This window comes from Collimonas pratensis (assembly GCF_001584185.1).
Taxonomy (GTDB): domain Bacteria; phylum Pseudomonadota; class Gammaproteobacteria; order Burkholderiales; family Burkholderiaceae_D; genus Collimonas; species Collimonas pratensis.
In genome coordinates this window covers 4,692,641-4,714,359 of sequence record NZ_CP013234.1, presented here as the reverse complement: position 1 = coordinate 4,714,359, position 21,719 = coordinate 4,692,641, and the positions used below count along the sequence as shown (strand labels likewise).

14 protein-coding genes and 3 pseudogenes are annotated in these 21,719 nt (G+C 59.8%); 10 read left to right on the top strand and 7 right to left on the bottom strand.

Going from position 1 to position 21,719, the window contains the following annotated elements; genetic code table 11:
- Positions 1-21 precede the first annotated feature (21 nt).
- Positions 22-234, top strand: coding sequence for a YadA-like family protein (locus CPter91_RS27800; RefSeq protein ID WP_417924865.1), 213 nt, complete (start codon positions 22-24; stop codon positions 232-234).
- 55 nt (positions 235-289) lie between these two features.
- Positions 290-349: pseudogene (locus tag CPter91_RS27795) on the top strand (ESPR-type extended signal peptide-containing protein); the annotation flags it as partial.
- Between the two features lie 350 nt (positions 350-699).
- Here the strand turns inward: CPter91_RS27795 and CPter91_RS27620 are convergent.
- On the bottom strand, positions 700-1,029 hold the full coding sequence (locus tag CPter91_RS27620) for a hypothetical protein (RefSeq protein WP_061943717.1): 330 nt from the start codon (positions 1,027-1,029) through the stop codon (positions 700-702).
- Here CPter91_RS27620 and CPter91_RS27790 point away from each other — a divergent pair.
- Positions 1,007-3,334: pseudogene (locus tag CPter91_RS27790) on the top strand (YadA family autotransporter adhesin); the annotation flags it as partial. The gene CPter91_RS27620 and the pseudogene CPter91_RS27790 sit on opposite strands and share 23 nt — an antisense overlap.
- Positions 3,335-5,452: 2,118 nt before the next feature.
- Positions 5,453-6,913: a YadA family autotransporter adhesin gene (locus CPter91_RS27605; protein WP_335340131.1), complete on the top strand. Its 1,461-nt coding sequence runs from the start codon at positions 5,453-5,455 to the stop codon at positions 6,911-6,913.
- 97 nt (positions 6,914-7,010) lie between these two features.
- Here the strand turns inward: CPter91_RS27605 and CPter91_RS20980 are convergent, their stop codons facing one another.
- From CPter91_RS20980 to groES, 5 genes are all read right to left on the bottom strand, one after another.
- Positions 7,011-7,814 carry a MetQ/NlpA family ABC transporter substrate-binding protein gene (locus CPter91_RS20980; protein WP_061943705.1) on the bottom strand — a complete coding sequence of 268 codons (804 nt, stop codon included), beginning with the start codon at positions 7,812-7,814 and terminating at the stop codon, positions 7,011-7,013.
- Between the two features lie 67 nt (positions 7,815-7,881).
- Positions 7,882-8,535 carry a methionine ABC transporter permease gene (locus tag CPter91_RS20975; RefSeq protein WP_061943703.1) on the bottom strand — a complete coding sequence of 218 codons (654 nt, stop codon included), beginning with the start codon at positions 8,533-8,535 and terminating at the stop codon, positions 7,882-7,884.
- Positions 8,525-9,574, bottom strand: a complete 1,050-nt coding sequence (locus tag CPter91_RS20970) for a methionine ABC transporter ATP-binding protein (RefSeq protein WP_061943700.1) — start codon at positions 9,572-9,574, stop codon at positions 8,525-8,527. The genes CPter91_RS20975 and CPter91_RS20970 overlap by 11 nt, the downstream gene beginning before the upstream one ends.
- 700 nt (positions 9,575-10,274) lie before the next feature.
- On the bottom strand, positions 10,275-11,927 hold the full coding sequence (gene groL, locus CPter91_RS20965; protein WP_061943697.1) for a chaperonin GroEL: 1,653 nt from the start codon (positions 11,925-11,927) through the stop codon (positions 10,275-10,277).
- Positions 11,928-12,027: 100 nt separating this feature from the next.
- On the bottom strand, positions 12,028-12,321 hold the full coding sequence (groES, locus tag CPter91_RS20960) for a co-chaperone GroES (RefSeq protein ID WP_061534450.1): 294 nt from the start codon (positions 12,319-12,321) through the stop codon (positions 12,028-12,030).
- A gap of 345 nt (positions 12,322-12,666) precedes the next feature.
- Here groES and CPter91_RS25970 point away from each other — a divergent pair.
- The 3 genes and pseudogenes from CPter91_RS25970 to CPter91_RS20950 all read left to right on the top strand — a co-directional run.
- Positions 12,667-13,035: pseudogene (locus tag CPter91_RS25970) on the top strand (helix-turn-helix domain-containing protein); the annotation flags it as partial.
- A 450-nt stretch (positions 13,036-13,485) separates the two neighbouring features.
- On the top strand, positions 13,486-14,097 hold the full coding sequence (locus CPter91_RS20955) for a TetR/AcrR family transcriptional regulator (RefSeq protein WP_061943694.1): 612 nt from the start codon (positions 13,486-13,488) through the stop codon (positions 14,095-14,097).
- Positions 14,098-14,341: 244 nt separating this feature from the next.
- The gene (locus tag CPter91_RS20950; protein WP_061943691.1) at positions 14,342-14,746 is read left to right on the top strand and encodes a VOC family protein; all 405 of its coding nucleotides are present in this window, start codon (positions 14,342-14,344) and stop codon (positions 14,744-14,746) included.
- Positions 14,747-14,836: 90 nt separating this feature from the next.
- Here CPter91_RS20950 and CPter91_RS20945 read toward each other — a convergent pair whose 3' ends face one another.
- Positions 14,837-15,466 carry a septal ring lytic transglycosylase RlpA family protein gene (locus tag CPter91_RS20945; RefSeq protein ID WP_082793100.1) on the bottom strand — a complete coding sequence of 210 codons (630 nt, stop codon included), beginning with the start codon at positions 15,464-15,466 and terminating at the stop codon, positions 14,837-14,839.
- A gap of 512 nt (positions 15,467-15,978) precedes the next feature.
- Here CPter91_RS20945 and CPter91_RS20940 point away from each other — a divergent pair.
- From CPter91_RS20940 to CPter91_RS20930, 3 genes are read left to right on the top strand one after another with little or no spacing between them, the layout of a single operon-like run.
- Positions 15,979-17,469, top strand: a complete 1,491-nt coding sequence (locus CPter91_RS20940) for an efflux transporter outer membrane subunit (protein WP_082793098.1) — start codon at positions 15,979-15,981, stop codon at positions 17,467-17,469.
- A 24-nt stretch (positions 17,470-17,493) separates the two neighbouring features.
- A complete protein-coding gene (locus CPter91_RS20935; protein ID WP_061943682.1) occupies positions 17,494-18,636 on the top strand; it encodes an efflux RND transporter periplasmic adaptor subunit in 1,143 nt (380 codons plus the stop codon).
- A gap of 13 nt (positions 18,637-18,649) precedes the next feature.
- Positions 18,650-21,718: an efflux RND transporter permease subunit gene (locus tag CPter91_RS20930; protein ID WP_061943679.1), complete on the top strand. Its 3,069-nt coding sequence runs from the start codon at positions 18,650-18,652 to the stop codon at positions 21,716-21,718.
- The last annotated feature ends 1 nt before the right edge of the window (position 21,719 follow it).

Genomic DNA, 21,719 nt, shown 5'->3' with positions numbered 1-21,719 from the left:
ATCGCTTACTCGGGTGTGGCCATGAGCATGGCCATGTCAGGCGCGGTGATGCCGAACCTGGAAGCGGGCGACAAGGGTGTGGGTGTCGGTCTTGGCACTTATCAAGGATATGGGGCGCTGGCCTTGCAGTTCAAGGAAATCAGCAAGACCGGTAACAGTGCCTGGGGCGCTGGTGCAAGTACGACCGGTAATGCGACGGGCTTCAGTGTTGGTTACGGCTTCAAGTGGAAATAAGCCGTTCCGATCTGATTCTTCTCGCAAACCGTAGTTATTTTGTATCGAGCCAACTATGAATAATATTTACCGCACCGTATATAGCCAAGTCCTGGGGACCTGGGTCGCGGTCTCGGAGCTGGTTGCCGCCAAAGGCAAGCGCTCCGGATCGAGCCGGGTGAGCGGCGCCTTTGCGCCGCGCGACGGCAGCGCGTTGCATGACGCCGAGGGAGGCGGATGCCGCTTGAGAGTGTCGGTCGTGGCGCTGCTGCTGGCGCTGCCTTTGTCGGGATACGCCAGCACCATTGTTCCGACAGGCTGCAACACCAACATCGGCCTGGCCTTCACTGGCCGGGACGGCACCACGCTTAGCGCTACTTTTACCGATGGCAGCAGTAATACTTCCCTGGTGTCGGGTTGCGGCGCGAACGGCAACGGTAAGCTTTCCGTGACCTTGTTCGGCTCCGGCACGCAGGTTAGCGGCGACTACGGCAGCGCTTTTGGCTTCATGAGCCAGGCTGGCAATCTGGGAACGGCGGTCGGCGTGCAGGCAAATGCCGCTGGCCAGAGTAGCGTGGCGCTCGGCTTGCTGACCCAGGCGACTGCGCTCAATACCGTTTCCATCGGCTCGGGTGGCAGCGCAACCGCGCCGACTGTGGCTACGTCTACAACAGCCGGTGCAGCCGGCGCCATCGCCATCGGCGGCAATGCCACCAGCGGCGCGCAAGCGCTGGCCACTGACAGTCTGGCGTTCGGCGGACAATCGTCGGTCGCCGCTGCCGCGACCGCCGGCGTGGCGCTGGGACTCGGCGCCACCGCTTCCTACGCCAACAGCGTAGCGCTCGGCGCCGGTTCGACTACCGGTGCGGCAGCGCCTACCGGCACGGGTTTTCTCACTGGCGCGGCAGCGCCGTTATCGGAAGTGTCGGTTGGTTCAGCCGCGGCACTGCGCCGCATCACCAATGTGGCCGACGGCGCGGCAGCACAAGATGCAGTAACCGTGCGGCAGTTGAGCACCGGTTTGAGCACCGTCAGCAGCAGCGTCAGCTCGCTGTCGACTTCCACCTCGACCGGTTTGAGCACGGCCAGCAGCAGCGTGACTTCGCTGTCGACCTCGACCTCGACTGGCCTCAGTACGGTCAACAGCAGCGTGACTTCGCTCTCGACTTCGGCCTCGACCGGCCTGAGCACCGCCAATAGCGGCGTCACCTCGCTGTCGACTTCGGCCTCGACCGGCTTGAGCACGAGCCGGAGCAGCGTCACTTCGCTGTCGACCTCGGCCTCGACTGGCCTGAGCACTACCAGCAGCAATCTGTCTTCACTGTCGAGCGGCTTAAGCACAACCAACAGCAACGTTACCTCGCTGTCAACTTCGGCTTCGACCGGCCTGAGCACAACAAACAGCAGCGTCACCTCGCTATCGACTTCGGCTTCAACCGGATTGAGTACCGTCAGCAGCAACCTGACATCGTTGTCGAGCGGCCTGAGCACGGCCAACAGCAACGTCACATCGTTGTCGACTTCGGCCTCGACCGGCCTGAGCACCACTAACAGCAATGTCAGCTCGCTGTCGACTTCCAGTTCGACAGGTATCAGCACGGCTAAAAGCAACGTTACCTCGTTGTCGACTTCCACCTCGACCGGTCTGAGCAGCGCCAGCAGCAGCGTGACCTCGCTGTCGACCTCGGCTTCCACCGGCCTCAGCACCACCAACAGTAGTGTGACTTCGCTGTCGACCTCGGCTTCCACCGGCTTGAGCACCACCAACAGCAATGTGAGTTCGCTGTCGACCTCGACATCGACCGGCCTGAGCACCACCAACAGCAGCATCGGATCTTTGTCGAGTGGTCTCAGCACCACGTCGAGCAGCGTGACATCGCTGTCGACCTCAGCGTCGACTGGCCTGAGCACCACCAACAGCAGCGTGACGTCGCTATCGAGCTCGGCCTCGACCGGCTTGAGCACCACCAACAGCAATGTCACTTCACTGTCGACTTCGGCCTCGACCGGTCTGAGCACGGCTAATAGCAGCGTGACATCGCTGTCGACTTCGACTTCCACCGGCCTGAGCACAGTCAGCAGCAATCTCACATCGCTGTCGAGCGGCCTGAGCACGACCAACAGCAGCGTCACATCGCTGTCGACTTCCGCTTCGACCGGCCTGAGCACTGCCAATAGCAATGTGACATCGCTGTCGACTTCGACCTCGACCGGTTTGAGCACTGCCAACAGCAGCGTGACATCGCTGTCGACTTCGGCTTCCACAGGTCTGAGCACTGCCAACAGCAGCGTGACATCGCTGTCGACTTCGGCTTCCACAGGTCTGAGCACTGCCAACAGCAACGTGACTTCGCTGTCGACCTCGGCGTCGACCGGCCTGAGCACTGCCAACAGCGGCGTGACTTCGTTGTCGACTTCGGCGTCGACCGGCCTCAGCACTGTCAACAGCAACGTCACATCGCTGTCGAGCGGCTTGAGCACGACCAACAGCAATGTGAGCTCGCTGTCGACCTCGGCTTCGACTGGTCTGAGCACCACCAACAGCAGCGTGAGCTCGCTGTCGAGCTCTGCGTCGACCGGTCTCAGCACCAGCAACAGCAGCGTGACTTCGCTGTCGACCTCGACTTCGACCGGCTTGAGCACCACCAACAGCAATGTCACTTCACTGTCGACCTCGGCTTCGACCGGCTTGAGCAGCACCAACAGCAGCGTGACTTCGCTGTCGACATCGACCTCCACCGGCCTCAGCACCAGCAGCAGCAATGTCGCCGCCCTGGCGAGCGGGCTGAGCAGTGCCAATAGCAACGTGAGCGGCTTGTCGACGTCGGCGTCTACAGGGCTGAGCACGGTCAGCGCCGGCGTCGCCTCTTTGTCGACCAGTTCATCCAGCTTGAAGGCGGCCGGTGTCTACGATTACTTCAAGGCCGACGGCAAACTGGACGGTTCGGACCCTGCCTCCGTCAGCGCCGGCTCGAACTCGGTGGCGATCGGTGCGAATTCCACCAACGGCAGCCGCAGCAACGTCGTATCGGTCGGCGATGTCAACAAGGAACGGCAAATCATCAATGTGGCAGCCGGCACCCAACTGACCGACGCTGTCAACGTCAGCCAGCTGACTTCGCTGTCGACCACGACGTCGACAGGCCTGAGCACCGTCAACAGCAACGTTGATTCACTGTCGACCGGCCTCAGCACAACCAACAGCAACGTGAGCTCGCTGTCGACCTCGGCTTCGACCGGCCTGAGCACGGCCAACAGCGGCGTTGCTTCGCTGTCGACTTCCACCTCAACCGGCCTGAGCACCGTCAGCAGCAGCGTAGATTCCTTGTCTACGTCAACGTCTACTGGTTTAAGCACGGCCAATAGCAGTGTGACCTCGCTGTCGACCTCGACTTCGACCGGGCTGAGCACGGTCAACAGCAATGTGACCTCGCTGTCGACATCAACCTCGACCGGCCTGAGCACCGTCAGCAGCAGCGTAGATTCCTTGTCTACGTCAACGTCTACTGGTTTAAGCACGGCCAATAGCAGTGTCACCTCGCTGTCGACCTCGACGTCGACCGGCTTGAGCACAGCCAATAGCAGCGTGACATCGTTGTCGACTTCCACTTCGACTGGCTTGAGCACGGCCAGCAGCAGCCTGGACTCGTTGTCTACATCGACTTCCACCGGTTTGAGCACTGCCAACAGCAGCGTCACGTCGCTGTCGACTTCCACGTCGACCGGCCTGAGCACGGCCAACAGCAGCGTCGCTTCGCTGTCGACTTCCACCTCGACCGGCCTGAGCACCGCCAATAGCAGCGTGACGTCGCTGTCGACCTCCACTTCGACCGGATTGAGCACTGTCAGCAGTAATATAGACTCGCTGTCTACTTCCACTTCAACCGGTCTGAGCACCACCAACAGCAGCGTCACCTCGCTGTCGACTTCCACGTCGACTGGTCTGAGCACGGCCAACAGCAGTGTCACCTCGCTGTCGACCTCTACCTCGACTGGCTTGAGCACGGTCAACAGCAATGTAGACTCGCTGTCTACGTCGACTTCAACCGGCCTGAGCACCGCCAACAGCAGCGTGACGTCGCTGTCGACCTCCACTTCGACCGGCCTCAGCACCGGCAACAGCAGCGTCACCTCGCTGTCGACCTCCGCTTCGACCGGCCTCAGCACAGTCAACAGTAATGTAGACTCGTTATCTACTTCAACTTCGACCGGCTTGAGCACGGCCAACAGCAGTGTCACTTCGCTGTCGACCTCCACCTCGACCGGCCTGAGCACGGTCAGCAGCAGCGTAGACTCGTTGTCTACTTCGACCTCGACCGGTCTGAGCACAGCCAACAGCAGTGTGACCTCGCTGTCGACTTCAACCTCGACCGGCCTGAGCACCGTCAACAGCAACGTAGACTCCCTGTCTACCTCAACCTCGACCGGCCTGAGCACGACCAACAGCAGCGTGAGCTCGCTGTCGACCTCCACGTCGACTGGCCTCAGTACCGCCAGCAGCAGCGTGGATTCGTTGTCTACTTCGACCTCGACCGGCCTGAGCACGGCCAACAGTAGCGTGACATCGCTGTCGACTTCGACCTCGACCGGCCTGAGTACGGCCAACAGCAGCGTGACCTCGCTGTCGACTTCAACCTCGACTGGCCTGAGTACGGCCAGCAGCAGCGTAGATTCGTTGTCTACTTCGACCTCGACCGGCCTGAGCACAGCCAACAGCAGCGTGAGCTCGCTATCGACTTCAACCTCGACCGGCCTCAGCACTGTCAACAGCAACGTAGACTCCCTGTCTACTTCGACCTCGACCGGCCTGAGCACGACCAACAGCAGCGTGAGCTCACTGTCGACCTCGACTTCGACCGGCCTGAGCACGGCCAACAGCAGCGTGACCTCGCTGTCGACTTCAACCTCGACTGGTCTGAGTACGGCCAGCAGCAGCGTAGACTCGTTGTCTACTTCGACCTCGACCGGCCTGAGCACAGCCAACAGCAGTGTGACCTCGCTGTCGACTTCAACCTCGACTGGTCTGAGTACGGCCAGCAGCAGCGTAGACTCGTTGTCTACTTCGACCTCGACCGGCCTGAGCACAACCAACAGCAGCGTGAGCTCATTGTCGACCTCGACTTCGACCGGCCTGAGCACGGCCAACAGCAGCGTGACCTCGCTGTCGACTTCAACTTCGACCGGCCTGAGCACCGCCAACAGCAGCGTTGATTCGCTGTCGACCTCGACTTCGAGCGGCTTGAGTACCGTCACCAGCAATGTCAGCTCGCTGTCGACCACGGTCTCCAGCCTGCAAAAATCCGGCGTCAACAATTATTTCAAGGCGGACGGCAAACTGGATGGTTCGGATGACGCCTCTGTCAGCGCCGGCTCGAATTCGGTGGCGATCGGCGCGAATTCCACCAACGGCACCCGCAACAACGTGGTATCGGTAGGTTCCGTCGGCAAGGAACGCCAGATCATCAATGTCGCCGCCGGCACGCAAAATACCGATGCAGTCAACGTCAGCCAGCTGACTTCGCTGTCGACCGCGGCTTCGACTGGCCTGAGTTCGCTGTCGACCGGCTTGAGTTCGACCAACAGCAACGTCAACTCGCTGTCGACTTCGACTTCGACCGGCTTGTCGAGCAACACCAGCAGCATCAATTCGCTGTCGACCAGTTTGTCGAGCAACACCTCGAACATCAGCTCGCTGTCGACCGGCTTGTCGACGACCGGCAGCAATATCGTCTCGCTGTCCGTATCGACCTCCACCGGGATCGCTTCCTTGTCGACCGGGATCTCGTCCTTGTCGACTGGCCTGAGCCAGGTATCGTCGCTCTCGACCGGCTTGAGCAACATCGCCAATGGCGCCAATTCGCTCTCGACCACCCTGACGTCGCTGGTGGATGCCGAGAAGAATGCGATTGCCAACGGCGCCACGCTGGGCGGGACCACCATTGGCGGCTCTAACGGCAACGGCACGGTGCAGACGCGCGGCACCAGCGGCACGGCTATCAACAGCGTGACGGCGGCAACCTGCACCAGCGTCCATGGGGTAGACGCCACCGGTTCCGGCCTGTGCGCGCAAGCCACCAAGGACGGCGCCACCGCGATCGGCTCCAATGCGCAAGCGACGGACACCAACACCACGGCAGTCGGCTTCCGTGCCCTGGCGTCGCAAGCCGGTTCGGTAGCGGTCGGCTACAACGCTCGCGCTATCGGCGATCCGACCGTGGCGATCGGTAACAACGCGCTGGCGTCAGGCAACGATGCAGTGGCGCTGGGAGCGGAAACGCAGGCACTGGCTAACAACTCGGTGGCCTTGGGCGCCTACTCGGTCGCAAACCAGGCGAACACGGTGTCGGTGGGCTCTGCCGGCAATGAACGGCGCCTGACCAATGTTGCGCCGGGCATCAACCTGACCGATGGCGTGAATGTCTCCCAGCTCACCAATCTGCAGAACCAGATCGGCGACGTCAAGCGCATCGCCTACTCGGGCATCGCGATGAGCATGGCGGCGACCGGCGCGGTGATGCCGACGCTGTACGGGGGAGAGAAGGGTGTTGGCATCGGCGTCGGCGCCTTCCAGGGTTACGGCGCGCTGGCCTTGCAGTTCAAGGCGGTCAGTAAAAGCGGCAACAGCACTTGGGGCTTGGGTTTCACTTCTACCGGCAGGGATAGCGGCATCAACGTCGGCTTCGGCTACCGCTGGCAGTAAGCCGTTGTAGCGCTGCCTGGCACGGCATCGCTACGATAGCGTCAGACGAAAAAAAGCCCGCGTTGCTGTCAGCAGCGCGGGCTTTTTCAATAACGGCTTACCAGGCTGGGATGACCGAGCTCTTGAACTGCGTCACAACGTATTGTTTCACTTCAGGGCTGTGGTAAGCCTTGACCAGCTTGGCCACCCAAGGCTTGTCCTTGTCGGCAATGCGCACCGCGATCACATTGGCGTAAGGGCCTTTGGCCGCTTCGATGGCGATGCCGTCCTTGGTCGGATCGAGTCCGGCCGATTCCGCATAATTGCCGTTGATGGCCGCCGCATCCAGGTCATCCAGCGAGCGTGGCAGCTGGGCCGCATCGATTTCAACGATCTTCAGCTTCTTCGGATTGTCGGCGATATCCAGCGGCGTCGCCTTCAGGCCGGCGTCCGCCTTCAGCTTCAGCAGGCCTTGCGCCTGCAGCAGCAACAGGGCGCGGCCGCCGTTGGTCGGATCGTTAGGGATGCCGATGCGGGCGCCGTTCTTCAAATCCTTGAGGGATTTGACTTTCTTCGAATACACGCCCATCGGGAAAGTGATGGTGTAGCCGACGTTGACCAGCTTGTAGCCGCGATCCTTGATCTGCGCCTCCAGGTAGGGCAGGTGCTGGTAGCTGTTGGCATCCAGGTCGCCGGCTGCCAGCGCCGCGTTGGGCTGCACATAGTCGCTGAATTCGACGATCTGGATATTCAAACCATCCTTGGCAGCGACTTTCTTGACCACTTCGAGGATCTGCGCGTGCGGACCGCCGGTAGCGCCGATCTTGATCGGCTTTTCCTGGGCGGAGGCGATGACGGGAGCGCTCAGGCTGGCGACCACGCCCAGGCCGGCAAAGAATTGCACTAATTGACGACGGTTCATTTTCTTCCTTTCAAAAATCACGATGAATCCGCTGCTGCAAGAGCTGAGCGTCGCGGATTCGGGAATATCAGCGATGGCTGAGGCGGCGCACCAGGATGTCGCCCAGCGTTTGCACCAACTGCACGAAGACGATCAGGATCACCACCACCAGCAGCATTACTTCCGGCAGGAAGCGCTGGTAGCCGTAGCGTATCCCCAGGTCACCGAGGCCGCCGCCGCCGATGGCGCCGGCCATCGCCGAGTAGCCGACCAGGCTGACGAAGGTGATCGTCAGGCCGGCGACGATGCCGGCGAAGGCTTCCGGCACCAGCACCTTGTAGACGATCTGCCAGGTGGTGGCGCCCATCGCCTGCGCCGCCTCAATCAGGCCGCGGTCGACTTCACGCAGCGCGGTTTCCACCAGGCGCGCGATGAACGGGGCCGAGGCAATCGTCAGCGGCACGATGGCGGCGGCGGTGCCGATGGAGGTGCCGACAAAAAAGCGCGTGAATGGAATCACCGCCACCAGCAAGATGATGAAGGGCGTCGAGCGCACCGCATTGACGATCAGTCCCGCAATGCGATTGAAGATCGGATGCGGCAGCACGCCTTCGCGGGCGGTCAGGTGCAGTGCGATACCCAGCGGTACGCCAAGCAGGGCGCCGAGGATGCCGGAGATGCCGACCATCATCAGGGTCTCGCCGAACGAGGATAAAAACAGATCAAGCATTTCAGATGACATGGTTCAATTCCTCAACGGTGACGCCCTGGGCCGTCAGGTAAGCCATGGCGGCCTGGATGTTTTCAGTGGTGCCGTTGGCCAGGATCGCCAGCGAGCCGAACGCCTGTCCTTGTATTTCGTCGATCTGGCCGTGCAGGATGTTGAAATCCAGGTCGAATTTGCGTACCGCTTCCGACAACAGCGGCTGATCGACGCCCGAACCGGTGAAGGCAAAGCGGAACAGATGGTCAGTGCCGCTGCCGGCATCGCTCTGCGCCAGCCGCACACGCAGACGTTGCAAGACGCCTTGCGGCAGCTCCTGGGCGATGACGTCGCCGATCAGGGCGCGTGTCACTTCGTGCTTGGGGGAGCGGAACAGTTCCAGCACTTCGCCGTGTTCGATCACTTCGCCGGCTTCCATCACCGCCATGCGGTCGCAAATCATCTTGATCACTTCCATCTGGTGCGTGATCAGCACGATCGTCAGGCCCAGCTCACGGTTGATCTTGCGCAGCAGTTCCAGGATAGAGCGGGTAGTTTCCGGGTCCAGCGCAGAAGTGGCTTCGTCCGACAGCAAGACCTTCGGCTCATTGGCCAGCGCGCGGGCGATGCCGACGCGCTGCTTCTGGCCGCCGCTGATCTGCGCCGGATAACTATCCTTGAGCGCGGTCAGGCCGACCAGTTCCAACAGCGGCGTCACCTTCTTGGCGATCTCGCTTTTGGACAGCCCGGCCAGCTCCAGCGGCAGCGCGATGTTGTCATACACCGTGCGCGACGACAGCAAATTAAAGTGCTGGAAAATCATGCCGATTTCCCGCCGTGCGCCGCGCAGCTGCTCGGCGTTCAGCGCTGTCATATCCTTGCCGTCGACGATGATGTTGCCGGAAGTAGGGCGGTTCAGCAGGTTGAGGCAACGCACCAGCGTGCTCTTGCCGGCGCCGCTGCGGCCGATGATGCCGAAGATCTCGCCCTTGCGGATCGACAAACTGACGCTACGCACCGCATCGACCGGCCCGCGCGCGCCATTGAAGCGCTGGGTGACTGCTTTGATTTCTATCATTTCAGAATGAAAAAAGGCAGCTGATTGTCGCAATATCAACAATCTCGCCGCCATTATGTTTTTTAGTAGGTGCTTATTTTATAAGCGTTTGTTACGCAAGGGAAGGAACATTTAAGCATGGCGTTATTACCGTCGTGTCTATGTAACCCTACGGATGCAGTTAAATGGGGTCGGAGTTTTTTTACGACAGGTCTATCGTCGTAAATTACTCCGACCCCATTTAATGGGCTACGGAGCGCGGTGTAAAAACACCTCGTTCTTTCTTCCTTGCTGTCAATAGGGGACAGAGCTGCACGGGAAGTGTAGCTCACCGCGCTGCGGCGGCTCGCAAACTCTGTCCCCAATTGACTACTATTATCGGTCGCGCAAAAAAAAGCCCGCGACAGATAACCATCGCAGGCTTTTTCAAAAAGCAGTTAAATGGGGTCGGAGTTTTTTTACGACAGTTTTATCGTCGTAAATTACTCCGACCCCATTTAACGGGCTACGGAGCGCGGTGCAAAAACATCTCATTCTTTCTTCTGGTGCCGTCAATAGGGGACAGAGCTGCACGGGAAGTGTAATTCGCCGCGCTTCGGCGGCTTACAAACTCTGTCCCCTATTGACTACGATTGGTCGCGCAATAAAAAAAGCCCGCGACGGATAACCATCGCAGGCTTTTTGATGTTCCACAAGGGCCAGATAATTCCGGCCCTGCAAATTACATCATGCCGTCCATACCACCCATGCCGCCCATGCCACCCATGCCGCCTGGCATGCCGCCAGCCGACTTGTCTTCTGGCTGTTCAGCGATCATGGCTTCGGTAGTCAGGATCAGGGAAGCAACCGAAGCGGCGTTTTGCAATGCCGAACGGGTAACCTTGGTTGGGTCCAGGATGCCCAGGTCGATCATGTCGCCGTAGGTGCCGTCGGCAGCGTTGTAACCGTAGTTGCCCTTGCCAGCCAGGACTGCGTTAACCACAACCGATGGCTCGTCGCCAGCGTTGAATACGATTTGACGCAGTGGCTCTTCGATCGCGCGCAGCACGATCTTGATGCCGGCTTCCTGGTCAGGATTGTCGCCCTTCAGGTCCTTGATGTTGGCACGTGCGCGCAGGAATGCTACGCCGCCGCCTGGCACAACGCCTTCTTCCACTGCTGCACGGGTAGCGTGCAGAGCATCTTCAACGCGTGCTTTCTTTTCTTTCATTTCAACTTCAGTTGCAGCACCAACGCGGATCAGCGCAACGCCGCCGGCCAGCTTGGCAACGCGCTCTTGCAGTTTTTCACGGTCGTAGTCCGAAGTCGCTTCTTCGATCTGCGCACGGATTTGCTTGACGCGTGCTTCGATAGTGATGGCTTCGCCGGCACCGTCGATGATGGTGGTGTTTTCCTTGCTGATTTCGATACGCTTGGCTTGACCCAGTTCGGTCAGCGTAGCTTTTTCCAGAGTCAGGCCGACTTCTTCAGCGATCACTTGGCCGCCGGTCAGGATAGCGATGTCTTCCAGCATGGCTTTACGACGGTCGCCAAAGCCTGGCGCCTTGACAGCTGCAGTCTTCAGGATGCCGCGGATGTTGTTCACAACCAGGGTAGCCAGCGCTTCGCCTTCGACATCTTCTGCGATGATCAGCAGTGGACGGCCGGACTTGGCGACTTGTTCCAGGATCGGCAGCAGGTCACGGATGTTCGAAACTTTCTTGTCGAACAGCAGGACGAACGGATTTTCCAGGGCAACAACTTGCTTCTCTTGGTTGTTGATGAAGTATGGCGACAGGTAGCCGCGGTCGAATTGCATACCTTCGACGATGTCCAGTTCGTTTTCCAGCGACTTGCCATCTTCAACAGTGATCACGCCTTCTTTGCCGACCTTGTCCATTGCCTTGGCAATGATTTCACCGATGTCGGTGTCGGAGTTAGCGGAGATCGAACCAACTTGCGCGATTTCCTTGCTGGTGGTGGTTGGCTTCGACAGTGTCTTGATTTCAGCAACGATGGCGACAACAGCTTTGTCGATACCGCGCTTCAGGTCTGTCGGGTTGAAACCGGCGGCAACGTACTTGAAGCCTTCGCGAACGATAGCTTGTGCCAGCACGGTAGCGGTAGTAGTACCGTCGCCAGCGTTGTCGGAAGTCTTGGAAGCGACTTCTTTCACCAGCTGCGCGCCCATGTTTTCCAGCTTGTCTTTCAGTTCGATTTCTTTAGCGACCGAAACACCGTCTTTAGTCACGGTAGGGGCGCCGAAGCTGCGCTCCAGAACCACGTTACGGCCCTTAGGACCCAGGGTGACCTTGACTGCGTTAGCCAGGATGTTGACGCCGTTGACGATCTTGGCGCGTGCTTCATCGCCGAAAATTACTTGTTTTGCTGCCATGTTTTATTCTCCTGAATACGTTGAATTCGATAGTGTCGTGTACGGATCTGATCGGAAGCGCCAGGCGCCGGCCAATCAGAGAATCCCGGACTGACCGGAATTACTTGCCTTCGACTACGGCAAACAAGTCTTCTTCGCGCATCACCAGCAGCTCATTGCCGTCGATCTTGACAGCCTGGCCCGAGTATTTGCCGAACAGAACGCGATCGCCAACCTTGACTGCCAGCGCACGGACGTTGCCGTTTTCCAGAATCTTGCCGTTACCGACGGCCAGCACTTCACCTTGATCCGGCTTTTCAGCAGCAGCTTCAGGCAGCACGATACCGGATGCGGTTTTGGTTTCCTGGTCGAGACGCTTGACGATAACGCGATCGTGCAAAGGACGAAGATTCATATGTGACTCCTTAAGATTCAACAGGTTATTTGTATTTGCAGCAACTTCGCAGCAAAGTGGACTGACCGCTCTGCTTTGCTATATAGAGGCGCCGCACAGTGACTAGGTCGAGGAGATTGTTAGCACTCTCTCCTAACGAGTGCTAAGTATAGGGACGCTCTGTCGATTTTTCAAGCCCGCATTTGTCCGCGATTAAATTTCTCCGAAATTCGATTAAATTTCTCCGAAAGTTTTTTCTCTGTTGATTTGCGCCGAAAACTGACCCACTTAGCTGGATAATTTGCATCGAAAATTGACCCACGTATAGACCACAATCCTACTCAATATAGTGAGTGGGAGATTGGAGTGATCGACGTGGCATTATTAGGCATTATTCGACGCTGGCACCTTCGTGACCAGGTCTCCTTGAGGGAGATCGCCAGGCGCTTGGGGATCTCCAGAAACACCGTCAGACGCTATCTACGCTCAGAAATCGTAGAGCCGGCTTATCGGGATCGACGCACTCCCAGTGCTCTTGATCAGTACGCCTTCAAACTTTCATCCTGGCTTAAAACCGAAGCGACAAAGTCTCGAAAACAGCGGCGCAGCTTAAAACAGATCCATGCTGATTTATGTGAGCTAGGCTTTGAAGGATCCTACGACCGGGTTGCCGCCTTTGCGCGACAGTGGCGAGTGGATCAGTTGGATAGGGTCAATTCTGCAAGCAAAGGGACAGAGAGGGGATGGACAGCGAGAACGGCGGGGACTACAGTCGCAAAAGGCAGTGTTTTCGTAACAATTAATTGCAAAATGGCAATTATGCTCAAAATCGATGACGAGCTGAAAAGCCGCGTCCAGCATTTGGCGGGATTGCGGCTGCGCCCTGCTGCACAGCCTGACGCCCACAGGGCGCAGCGTCCTTGAGCAGGGTCTGGAGATCGCCCGCGTATCAACGAGGAATCATTCGAGAACCTGACCCAGGCCGAGCGCGCGCAGTTGTTGACGCTGGTGCGCAAGGCCATCGCCTGACAGACGTCATGCATGCGGCCGGCGCAGCTGCCAAATGTCGAGCAGATGGTTTTTGTTTAGCACGTCCCTGGCACGGCACTGTTCCAGGCGGATACGATGCATGGTCCGTTAGCCGGTAGAATATGAGTCATTACTCGTTTTGCGCCAGATGCTATCGTGACCACAAGAAAACGCCCGTCATTAAAGCCGCGCAAGATTCCCCAGCAATCGCGCGCCGGACAAACCGTTGCCGCGATCCTGGAGGCAGCAGCCCGCATCCTGGAAACCAAGGGAATCGAGGGACTCAATACCAATAGTGTCGCGCAGCGCGCGGGCGTCAGCATCGGCTCCCTGTATCAATACTTCCCCGGCAAGGATGCGCTCATCGTTGCCCTCTGCCAGCGTGAACGTGCCGTGTTCTTTGCCGAGGCAGAAGGAGCGTTGCGCGAGCCGAGCGGCGAGAGGGCCTTGCAGCATCTGATTGCCGCTTCCGTGCACCAGCAGCTGCGGCGGCCAGCGCTTGCGCGGCTGCTCGATGCCGAGGAGGGCCGACCCGCCATTGCCAGGGAACTGGCGCCGTTCATTGTCGCCATGAGTGAGTTGATCGGCCAGATCCTGGCGCATGAGGACATTCCGCCGCAGCCGAGCATCGAGACAGCTGCCGACGACATCATCGCCATCGTGCGCGCCATGGTGGATGCAGCGGGATACCGTGGTGAAGAGGACCGCGCAGTCTTGGAAGAGCGTGTCAGCCGCACCTTGTCCGGATACCTGGGGATGGCTGGCTGATCGCCGGCCAGGATAACCCACGGGTGGCCGCACAAATGTGAGCAAGCGCCCAACCCCTTGCTGCGCCTGGCCCCTGGCGTGTCTATGACTGCACGCTTCAGGCCGATGCGGGTTCAATGCGAGTTTAAAAATCGAGCAATTGCTCACAAAATGGACCTTGTGGAGAGTCAGCCAACCGGCACAGTTGCATGGATTGGCGACGGTTTTCTCTATGGCGTATTTCAACCTTTTTGCGAGAGCTATCATGCATATTCATACCCAGGCAAAGCTGAACCATTTGAGTTTTCCCACCACCAATGTGGCTGAGACGGCTGCATTTTTCGAGAAGTACCTTGGCTGCGAAATCATCGCTGCCGGCGACAGCTGCCTGCTCAAGCGGCACGATTTTGACATTGTCCTCGACCACGTCTCGGAGGAACAGCCGGCGTGGCCCAAGAATTTCCACTTCGGCATAGAGCTCGACAGCCTGGATCAGGTTCATGCTCTATATAAGGAGTTCTTGGCAGATGGCGTTGAAATGGAGACGGAGGTCTTCAACAACGCGCGCGGATCGCGCTTTTTTTGCCGTACGCCTGGCGGCGTCCTGCTTGAAGTGAATACCCGCGCGGACATGCAGCAGCAGGATCAATGGCAAAAGCTGTTTTCATAACACTGTCATGCCTTGCCCGCCCGGACCGCGTTCGCTGCCACATCGTCTGCGCGCACGTAGTCGGAGCAAGCCGATGCGGTCAAACCTCAGCTATTGCTCGCTGGCGTCGCAATCGCCGGCATCACCCGCCGGCGTGATGCCGTGCGCGATCTGCGCCTTCACCAGCGTCATTTCGCTAGGGGACAAGGGCCGTACTTCGACGCGGGCCGTGCCTTTGCCGGCGAAACCCAGCTGTTTCGCCGCGCTGTAAGAGACATCCAATATGCGTTTGCTGTGGAAGGGGCCGCGGTCGTTGACTTTCAGCAGCGCCATCTTGCCATTGCCGACATTACGCACCAGCACCCAGCTATGCAAGGGCAGGCTCGGGTGCGCAGCTGTCATGGCGTGCATATTAAAACGCTCGCCGCTGGCTGACTTGCGCCCATGCAGCTTGCCGCCGTACCAGGAGGCCATGCCGCGCTGGACCGGTTTTTTCGGCGCATCGTCATCCGTCAGCGCATGATCGTCGGCGGGCGCCGGACACAGGCTAGCCGGCGTTGGCGTCGCCATTGCTTGCTGCGTGGCGGCGGCTGCTTCGTCGCCGGCATGCGCCTGAACTGGCGCTGCATCGGCAGCCGCATCGACGGCGCTGGCCGCCTGAGCTGCCGGCAGCCACAACATGCAGGCGCAAGCACTCACTCGCAGCAACAGAAGCATGCGGTAGCGGGGGCTAGGCATCATGGGGCTGGTGTAAAAATCATCATCTGACCAAGTCTACATTTCTAGCCGCAATGTTGGCCACCTGTGTTGCAAAATTAAACAAATCTCCTGCTGCGACGCCTGTGTTTCGCCTGCCGGCCGCATCGCGGTAAACCCTAGAAGAATCTACATAGAGTATTCAGCAAAATTGGCTGGAAGCAAGTTATTATTGCCGCTCAGAAATTTGAACAGTCCGATTAAGTCGTTCATTACATTGTTTTTATGCAACTACAATGCATATTTGATAAAACCCGGTCCGATTGCATTCCATCCCGCGTTTTAGTCGATTTATCCTATCAAATCTGCAGATTGTCGCAATCGCATACTCAGTAGCAATTTTCCTCTTTACAGTGTCGCCACACCCTGTACATTGGAGAGTTGTGCAGGGCAAGCAAAGATCTTGTTACATCTAGATAGGCAGTACGAAAACCGCATAAAAACAATTGAACATCCCGCATTTGGGAGCCCCGTAAAAAACTAAGTAAGGGAAAAAGATGCGTTTATTAAAGATGCTCGGCAGCGTACCCCTGCTGTCCGTGATCGCCGGTTGCGTGGTTGGGCCTACCTATCAGGTACCCTCGCCAACGACATCATCGCAAGCAGTACTGCCGCAATTTCAAGGCGCTTTGCCCAAGCCCGAGGCCGGCGCGACCGACCTGACGCGCTGGTGGTCGCAATTCGACGATCCGCTGGTGGCCGAACTGATCGCCACCGCCGAGGCCAGCAATCCTAGCGTGGCGCAGGCGCTGGCGCGCATCAAGCAGGCGCGCGCCACGGCCGGTTCCGCCGGCAGCGCGCTCTATCCCTCGGTGGCCGCCGACGCCAGCAGCACCCGTAGCAAATCCCTTTCAGGTGTGACCGGCGGCTTCGGCAGCCCGACCATCGTCTCGACCAACAGCAGCGCTACTTTCGACGCCAGCTGGGAACTCGACCTGTTCGGCGGCAAGCGCAAGACCGCTGAAGCCGCCAATGCGCGATTGTTCGCCCGTGATGCCGACTGGTACGGCGCCAAGGTGTCGCTGGCAGCGGAAGTCGGCAGCACTCTGGTGGATTACCGTGCTTGCGTGGCCACCGCGGCGATGCTGGCGCAGGACCTGAAGTCGCGCGAACAGACTGCCCAGCTCACCGCGCTCAAGGTCAAGGCCGGCTTCACCGCGCCAGCCGACGGCGCCCTGATCAACGGCTCGACCGCGGATGCCCGGCAAAAGCTGGTGGTGCAGCGCACCGAGTGCGATCTCAACGTCAAAGCCCTGGTGGCGCTGACCGACATTCCCGAGCCTCTGCTGCGCACCAAACTGGCTACCAACGAGCGCTTGCCGACACCGCGCGCTTTCGTGGTCGAGAGCGTGCCGGCGCAGGCCTTGTCGCAGCGACCCGACATTGCCGTCGCCGAGCGCGAGCTGGCAGCTGCCAGCGCCGAAATCAACGTCGCCGAAGCCAACCGCTATCCGGGTATTTCTCTGCTCGGCAGCATCGGCATAGGCGGCTTCCGCTTCGACGGCAGCAGCTCGCGCTCCGATACCTGGTCGTTCGGTCCGTCGCTCAAGCTGCCGTTGTTCGATGCTGGGCTGCGCAAGGCCCAGGTCGATCTGGCGCAGGGGCGTTATGACGAGGCGTATGCCGGCTATCAGTTGCAGGTGCGGACCGCCGCGCGCGAAATCGAAGAAGCCCTGGTGCGCCTGGATGCGGCGGCACGGCGGGAAGACGACGCTGCGCTGGCGGCCAAGGAATACGAAAGCTACTTCCGCGCCAACGACGACAAATTCAAGGCTGGCAGCGGCAGCCTGTTTGAACTGGAAGATGCGCGCCGCACTTTCCTGGCTGCGCAAACCACCCAGATCAGCGTGCAGCACGATCACGTGACTGCCTGGATTGCCCTGTACAAGGCGTTGGGCGGCGGCTGGCGCAACCAGACAGAACAGGCGGCCTTGCCGGCCGCGCCTGCCGGATCGCCAAATGCCGCGCCAAACTCCGATCGTTCTTAATATAGATAAGCAAAGAAGACAGTCATGAAAAAGCCATCTTTGAAACTGGTAGTCATTGCGGTGTTGGTCGTAGTCTGCGGTTCGGCCGCGGTTTGGGCCATGACAGGTAAGAGCAGCAAACCGGCTGAGAAGGAAGCCAGCAAGCCGAAAGCCTCCCTGACGGTCACCACCACCAGGGCGCAAAGCGCCGACTGGCCGCTGACCTTGTCGGCCAACGGTAGCATCGCTGCCTGGCAGGAGGCCGTGGTCGGCAGCGAACTGGGCGGCTTGCAGCTGGCCGAGGTGAGAGTCAACGTCGGTGATATCGTCAAGCGCGGCCAGGTGCTGGCGCGTTTCAGCAACGACAGCGTGGAAGCGCAAGTAGCGCAGCAAAAGGCGGCGGTAGAAGAGGCCAAGGCGGCGCTGTCGGAAGCGGATGCCAACGCCGAACGGGCGCGTACGCTGGTCAACAGCGGCGCCTTGAGCGGCCAGCAGACCACTCAGTATGAAGTCGCCGAGCGTAGCGCCAAGGCGCGTTTGCAATCGGCCCAGGCCAGCCTGGAAATGCAGCAGATCCGCTTGCGCCAGACCCAGGTGCTGGCACCTGACGACGGCGTGATTTCATCGCGCACCGCAACGGTTGGTTCGGTAGCTTCGCAAGGGCAGGAATTGTTCAAGCTGATCCGCCAGAACCGCCTCGAATGGCGCGGGGAGGTGAATGCCACCGACCTGTTGCAGATCAAGGTCGGCCAGGCTGTCAAGCTCAGGGTTACCAATGGCGTGATGGTGGATGGCAAGGTGCGCATGATTGCGCCAACCGTCGATCCGCTTACGCGCAACGGCCTGGTCTATGTCGACCTGCCGGCGCCGGGCAGCGCCCAGGCCGGCATGTTCGGCACCGGCCAGTTTGCGCTGGGCCGCGCCGCGGCGCTGACCTTGCCGCAGAGCGCGGTGGTGATGCGCGACGGTTATAGCTATGTCTACCAGCTGGGTAAGGACGACAAGGTGATCCAGACCAAGGTGACGTTGGGACGGCGGGTTGGCGACCGCATCGAGGTTGCCGAAGGCCCGAACGGTGTCACGACGGCGATGACCCTGGTGGAAAAGGGCGCAGGTTTCCTGGCCGATGGCGATACCGTGCGCGTTGCGCCGGAATCGAAACCGGCTACACCGCTGGCAATGAAATAAGCGAGGACCGGCCATGAATTTTTCAGCTCTCTCGATCAAGCATCCGGTTCCGGCCATCCTGCTGTTCATCCTGCTCACCATCATGGGCCTGATGAGTTTCAAGGACATGCTGGTGCAGGATCAGCCCGATATCGATTTTCCCTTCATTTCGATTTCCACCAGCCTGCCGGGCGCTTCGCCCTCGCAGCTGGAAACCGAAGTGGCGCGCAAGATTGAAAATTCGGTCGCGACCGTCACCGATGTCCGTCATATCTACACCATGATCAACGACGGCGTGGTGAATACCACCGTCGAGTTCCGCCTGGAAAAGGATATCTCGGAAGCGATGGACGATGTGCGCGATGCGGTCAACCGCATACGCAGCGATTTGCCTACCGACGTCCGCGATCCGGTCTACGGCAAAGCGAACACCTCGGGCCAGCCCATCATCACCTATACCGTCAAGTCCGACCAGCTGGATGAAGAATCCTTGTCCTGGTTCGTCGATAATGACGTGTCCAAGGCCTTGCTGTCGGTGGCGGGCGTCGGCAAGATCGCCCGCGTCGGCGGCGTCAACCGCGAAGTGCTGGTGGAGCTGGATCCGGAGCGGATGGCGGCGCTGAACGTGTCGGCGGCGCAGATCTCGCGCCAGCTGCAGCGCGTGCAGCAGGAAGCCCCGGGCGGCAAGGCTGACATCAGCGGCGCGCGGCAGTCGGTGCGCACCATCGGCACGGTCGGCAACGTAGCGGAAGTCGCCGCCTTGCAGATGGCTCTGCCGGATGGCCATGTGATCCGCCTGGACCAGGTCGCCAAGGTGACCGACGGCATCGGCGAGCGCACTGCGCTGACGCTGCTCGACGGCAAACCGGTGGTCGGCTTTGAAATCACCCGTAGCAAGGGTGCCAGTGAAATCACTGTCTCCAAAGCCGTCAAGAAAGCGGTCGCCGAGCTGAGCAAGAAAGCGAGCCACGTCAAGATCGAGGAAGCTTTCAACAACGTCGACGTGGTCCAGGAAAACTACGAAGGTTCGATGTCCTTGCTGTATGAAGGTGCGATCCTGGCGGTGCTGGTGGTCTGGTTCTTCCTGCGCGACTGGCGCGCCACCCTGGTGGCTGCAGCGGCGCTGCCGCTGTCGATCATCCCGACTTTCATGGCAATGAAATTCCTCGGCTTTTCGCTCAACGGCGTGACCTTGCTGTCGCTGGCGCTGGTGATCGGGATCCTGGTGGACGATGCGATTGTGGAAATCGAAAACATCGTACGCCATCTGCGCATGGGCAAGACGCCGTACCAGGCAGCGCTGGAAGCTGCAGATGAAATCGGCCTGGCGGTGGTGGCGACGACGTTTACGCTGGTGGCGGTATTTTTGCCGACTGCGTTCATGAGCGGCATCGTCGGCCGCTTCTTCAAGCAGTTCGGCTGGACCGCGGCGATCGCGGTGACCACTTCGCTGATCGTGGCGCGCTTGTTGACGCCGATGATGGCGGCCTATCTGCTCAAGCCTATCGTGCATGAGAAAAAGGAAAGCCGCCTGATGGCGAAGTACCTGGCGGTGGCCTCTTGGTGCATGGCGCACCGGGTCAAGACCATGGGCATGGCGGCGCTGTTCTTCATCTTGTCGCTGGCCATGATCCCGTTCCTGCCGACTGGTTTCATTCCGCCTAGCGATCGCGGCCAGACCCAGGTCACGCTGGAACTGCCGCCCGGCAGCATCCTGGAAGAAACCCGCGCCAGCTCGGAACAGGCACGCCGCCTGCTGATGACCAACAAGAATGTCGCCCAGGTCTACAGTGCGATCGGCGGCGACGAGGCACGCCGCTCCACCTTGACGGTGCTGCTCAAGGACCCGCCTGAGCGCAAGGAAAAGCAGACCGAGGTGGACAGCGAGTTGCGCAAGTTGCTAACCCAATTGCCGGGGCTGCGGTTTACCGTTGGCGGCGGCGGCAACGGCGAAGAAATTCAGCTGCTGCTGTCGGGCGACGATCCGGCGGCGCTGAGTTCGGTGACGCGCGCCATCGAGCGCGAAATCCGCACGATTCCCGACCTCGGCAACATTACCTCCAGCATCAGCCTGGTGCGGCCGGAAATCATCGTCACGCCGAATTTTGCTAAAGCTGCCGACCTGGGCGTGACGTCTTCGGCCATCGGCGAAACCTTGCGTATCGCTACCTCGGGCGATTATGACCAGCTGGTTGCCAAGCTGAACCTGCCGGAGCGGCAGATCCCGATCCGGGTGCGCTTGCCGGAAGATGCGCGGCATGACATGAGCGTGCTGGAGCGTTTGTCGGTGCAGGGCAAGAGCGGCAACGTGCCTTTGAGTTCGGTGGCGGACATCCGCTTCGACAGCGGCCCGGCGCGGATCGACCGCATCGACCGCAACCGCCGCGTGATTATCCACGTCGAGCTGAACGGCCATGAAATCGGTGAAGTGATGGATAAGATCAATGCGCTGCCGAACGTGAGGAATCTGCCGCCTAACGTCAAGCGCGGCGAACTGGGCGACGCCGAAATCATGAAGGAGCTGTTCTCCGGCTTTGCACTGGCGATGCTGACCGGCGTGCTGTGCGTGTACATGGTGCTGGTGCTGCTGTTCAAGGGCTTTTTGCAGCCGGTGACCATCCTGGCGGCCTTGCCTTTGTCTATCGGTGGCGCATTTGCAGCGTTGCTGATCACGCATAACTCGTTCTCGATGCCGTCGCTGATCGGTTTGCTGATGCTGATGGGGATCGCGGTCAAGAACTCCATCCTGCTGGTGGAGTACGCCATCGTGGCGCGCCGCGATCATGGCATGAGCCGTTTCGAGGCGCTGATGGATGCCTGCCATAAACGGGCCCAGCCGATCGTCATGACCACCATCGCCATGGGCGCCGGCATGCTGCCGATCGCCTTGGGGGTGGGGGCGGATTCCAGCTTCCGTGGACCGATGGCGATTGCCGTCATCGGCGGCCTGGTGACCTCGACCTTCCTCAGCCTGCTGGTGATTCCGGTGGTGTTCACCTACGTCGACGATCTGCTGGTGTGGACGAGCAGCAAGTTCCGCCGTAAGCCGGGCGAAAGCGTGGCGCACATGGTGGCCAGCAAGTTGCACATTACCGAAACCTGAT

Excerpts from the sequence above, each read along its gene's own strand:
- CPter91_RS27800 (WP_417924865.1), top strand. The coding sequence starts at position 22 with ATGAGCATGGCCATGTCAGGCGCGGTGATGCCGAACCTGGAAGCGGGC.
- CPter91_RS20980 (WP_061943705.1), bottom strand. The coding sequence starts at position 7,814 with ATGAACCGTCGTCAATTAGTGCAATTCTTTGCCGGCCTGGGCGTGGTC.
- CPter91_RS20975 (WP_061943703.1), bottom strand. The coding sequence starts at position 8,535 with ATGTCATCTGAAATGCTTGATCTGTTTTTATCCTCGTTCGGCGAGACC.
- CPter91_RS20970 (WP_061943700.1), bottom strand. The coding sequence starts at position 9,574 with ATGATAGAAATCAAAGCAGTCACCCAGCGCTTCAATGGCGCGCGCGGG.
- groL (WP_061943697.1), bottom strand. The coding sequence starts at position 11,927 with ATGGCAGCAAAACAAGTAATTTTCGGCGATGAAGCACGCGCCAAGATC.
- groES (WP_061534450.1), bottom strand. The coding sequence starts at position 12,321 with ATGAATCTTCGTCCTTTGCACGATCGCGTTATCGTCAAGCGTCTCGAC.
- CPter91_RS20950 (WP_061943691.1), top strand. The coding sequence starts at position 14,342 with ATGCATATTCATACCCAGGCAAAGCTGAACCATTTGAGTTTTCCCACC.
- CPter91_RS20945 (WP_082793100.1), bottom strand. The coding sequence starts at position 15,466 with ATGATGCCTAGCCCCCGCTACCGCATGCTTCTGTTGCTGCGAGTGAGT.
- CPter91_RS20940 (WP_082793098.1), top strand. The coding sequence starts at position 15,979 with ATGCGTTTATTAAAGATGCTCGGCAGCGTACCCCTGCTGTCCGTGATC.
- CPter91_RS20935 (WP_061943682.1), top strand. The coding sequence starts at position 17,494 with ATGAAAAAGCCATCTTTGAAACTGGTAGTCATTGCGGTGTTGGTCGTA.
- CPter91_RS20930 (WP_061943679.1), top strand. The coding sequence starts at position 18,650 with ATGAATTTTTCAGCTCTCTCGATCAAGCATCCGGTTCCGGCCATCCTG.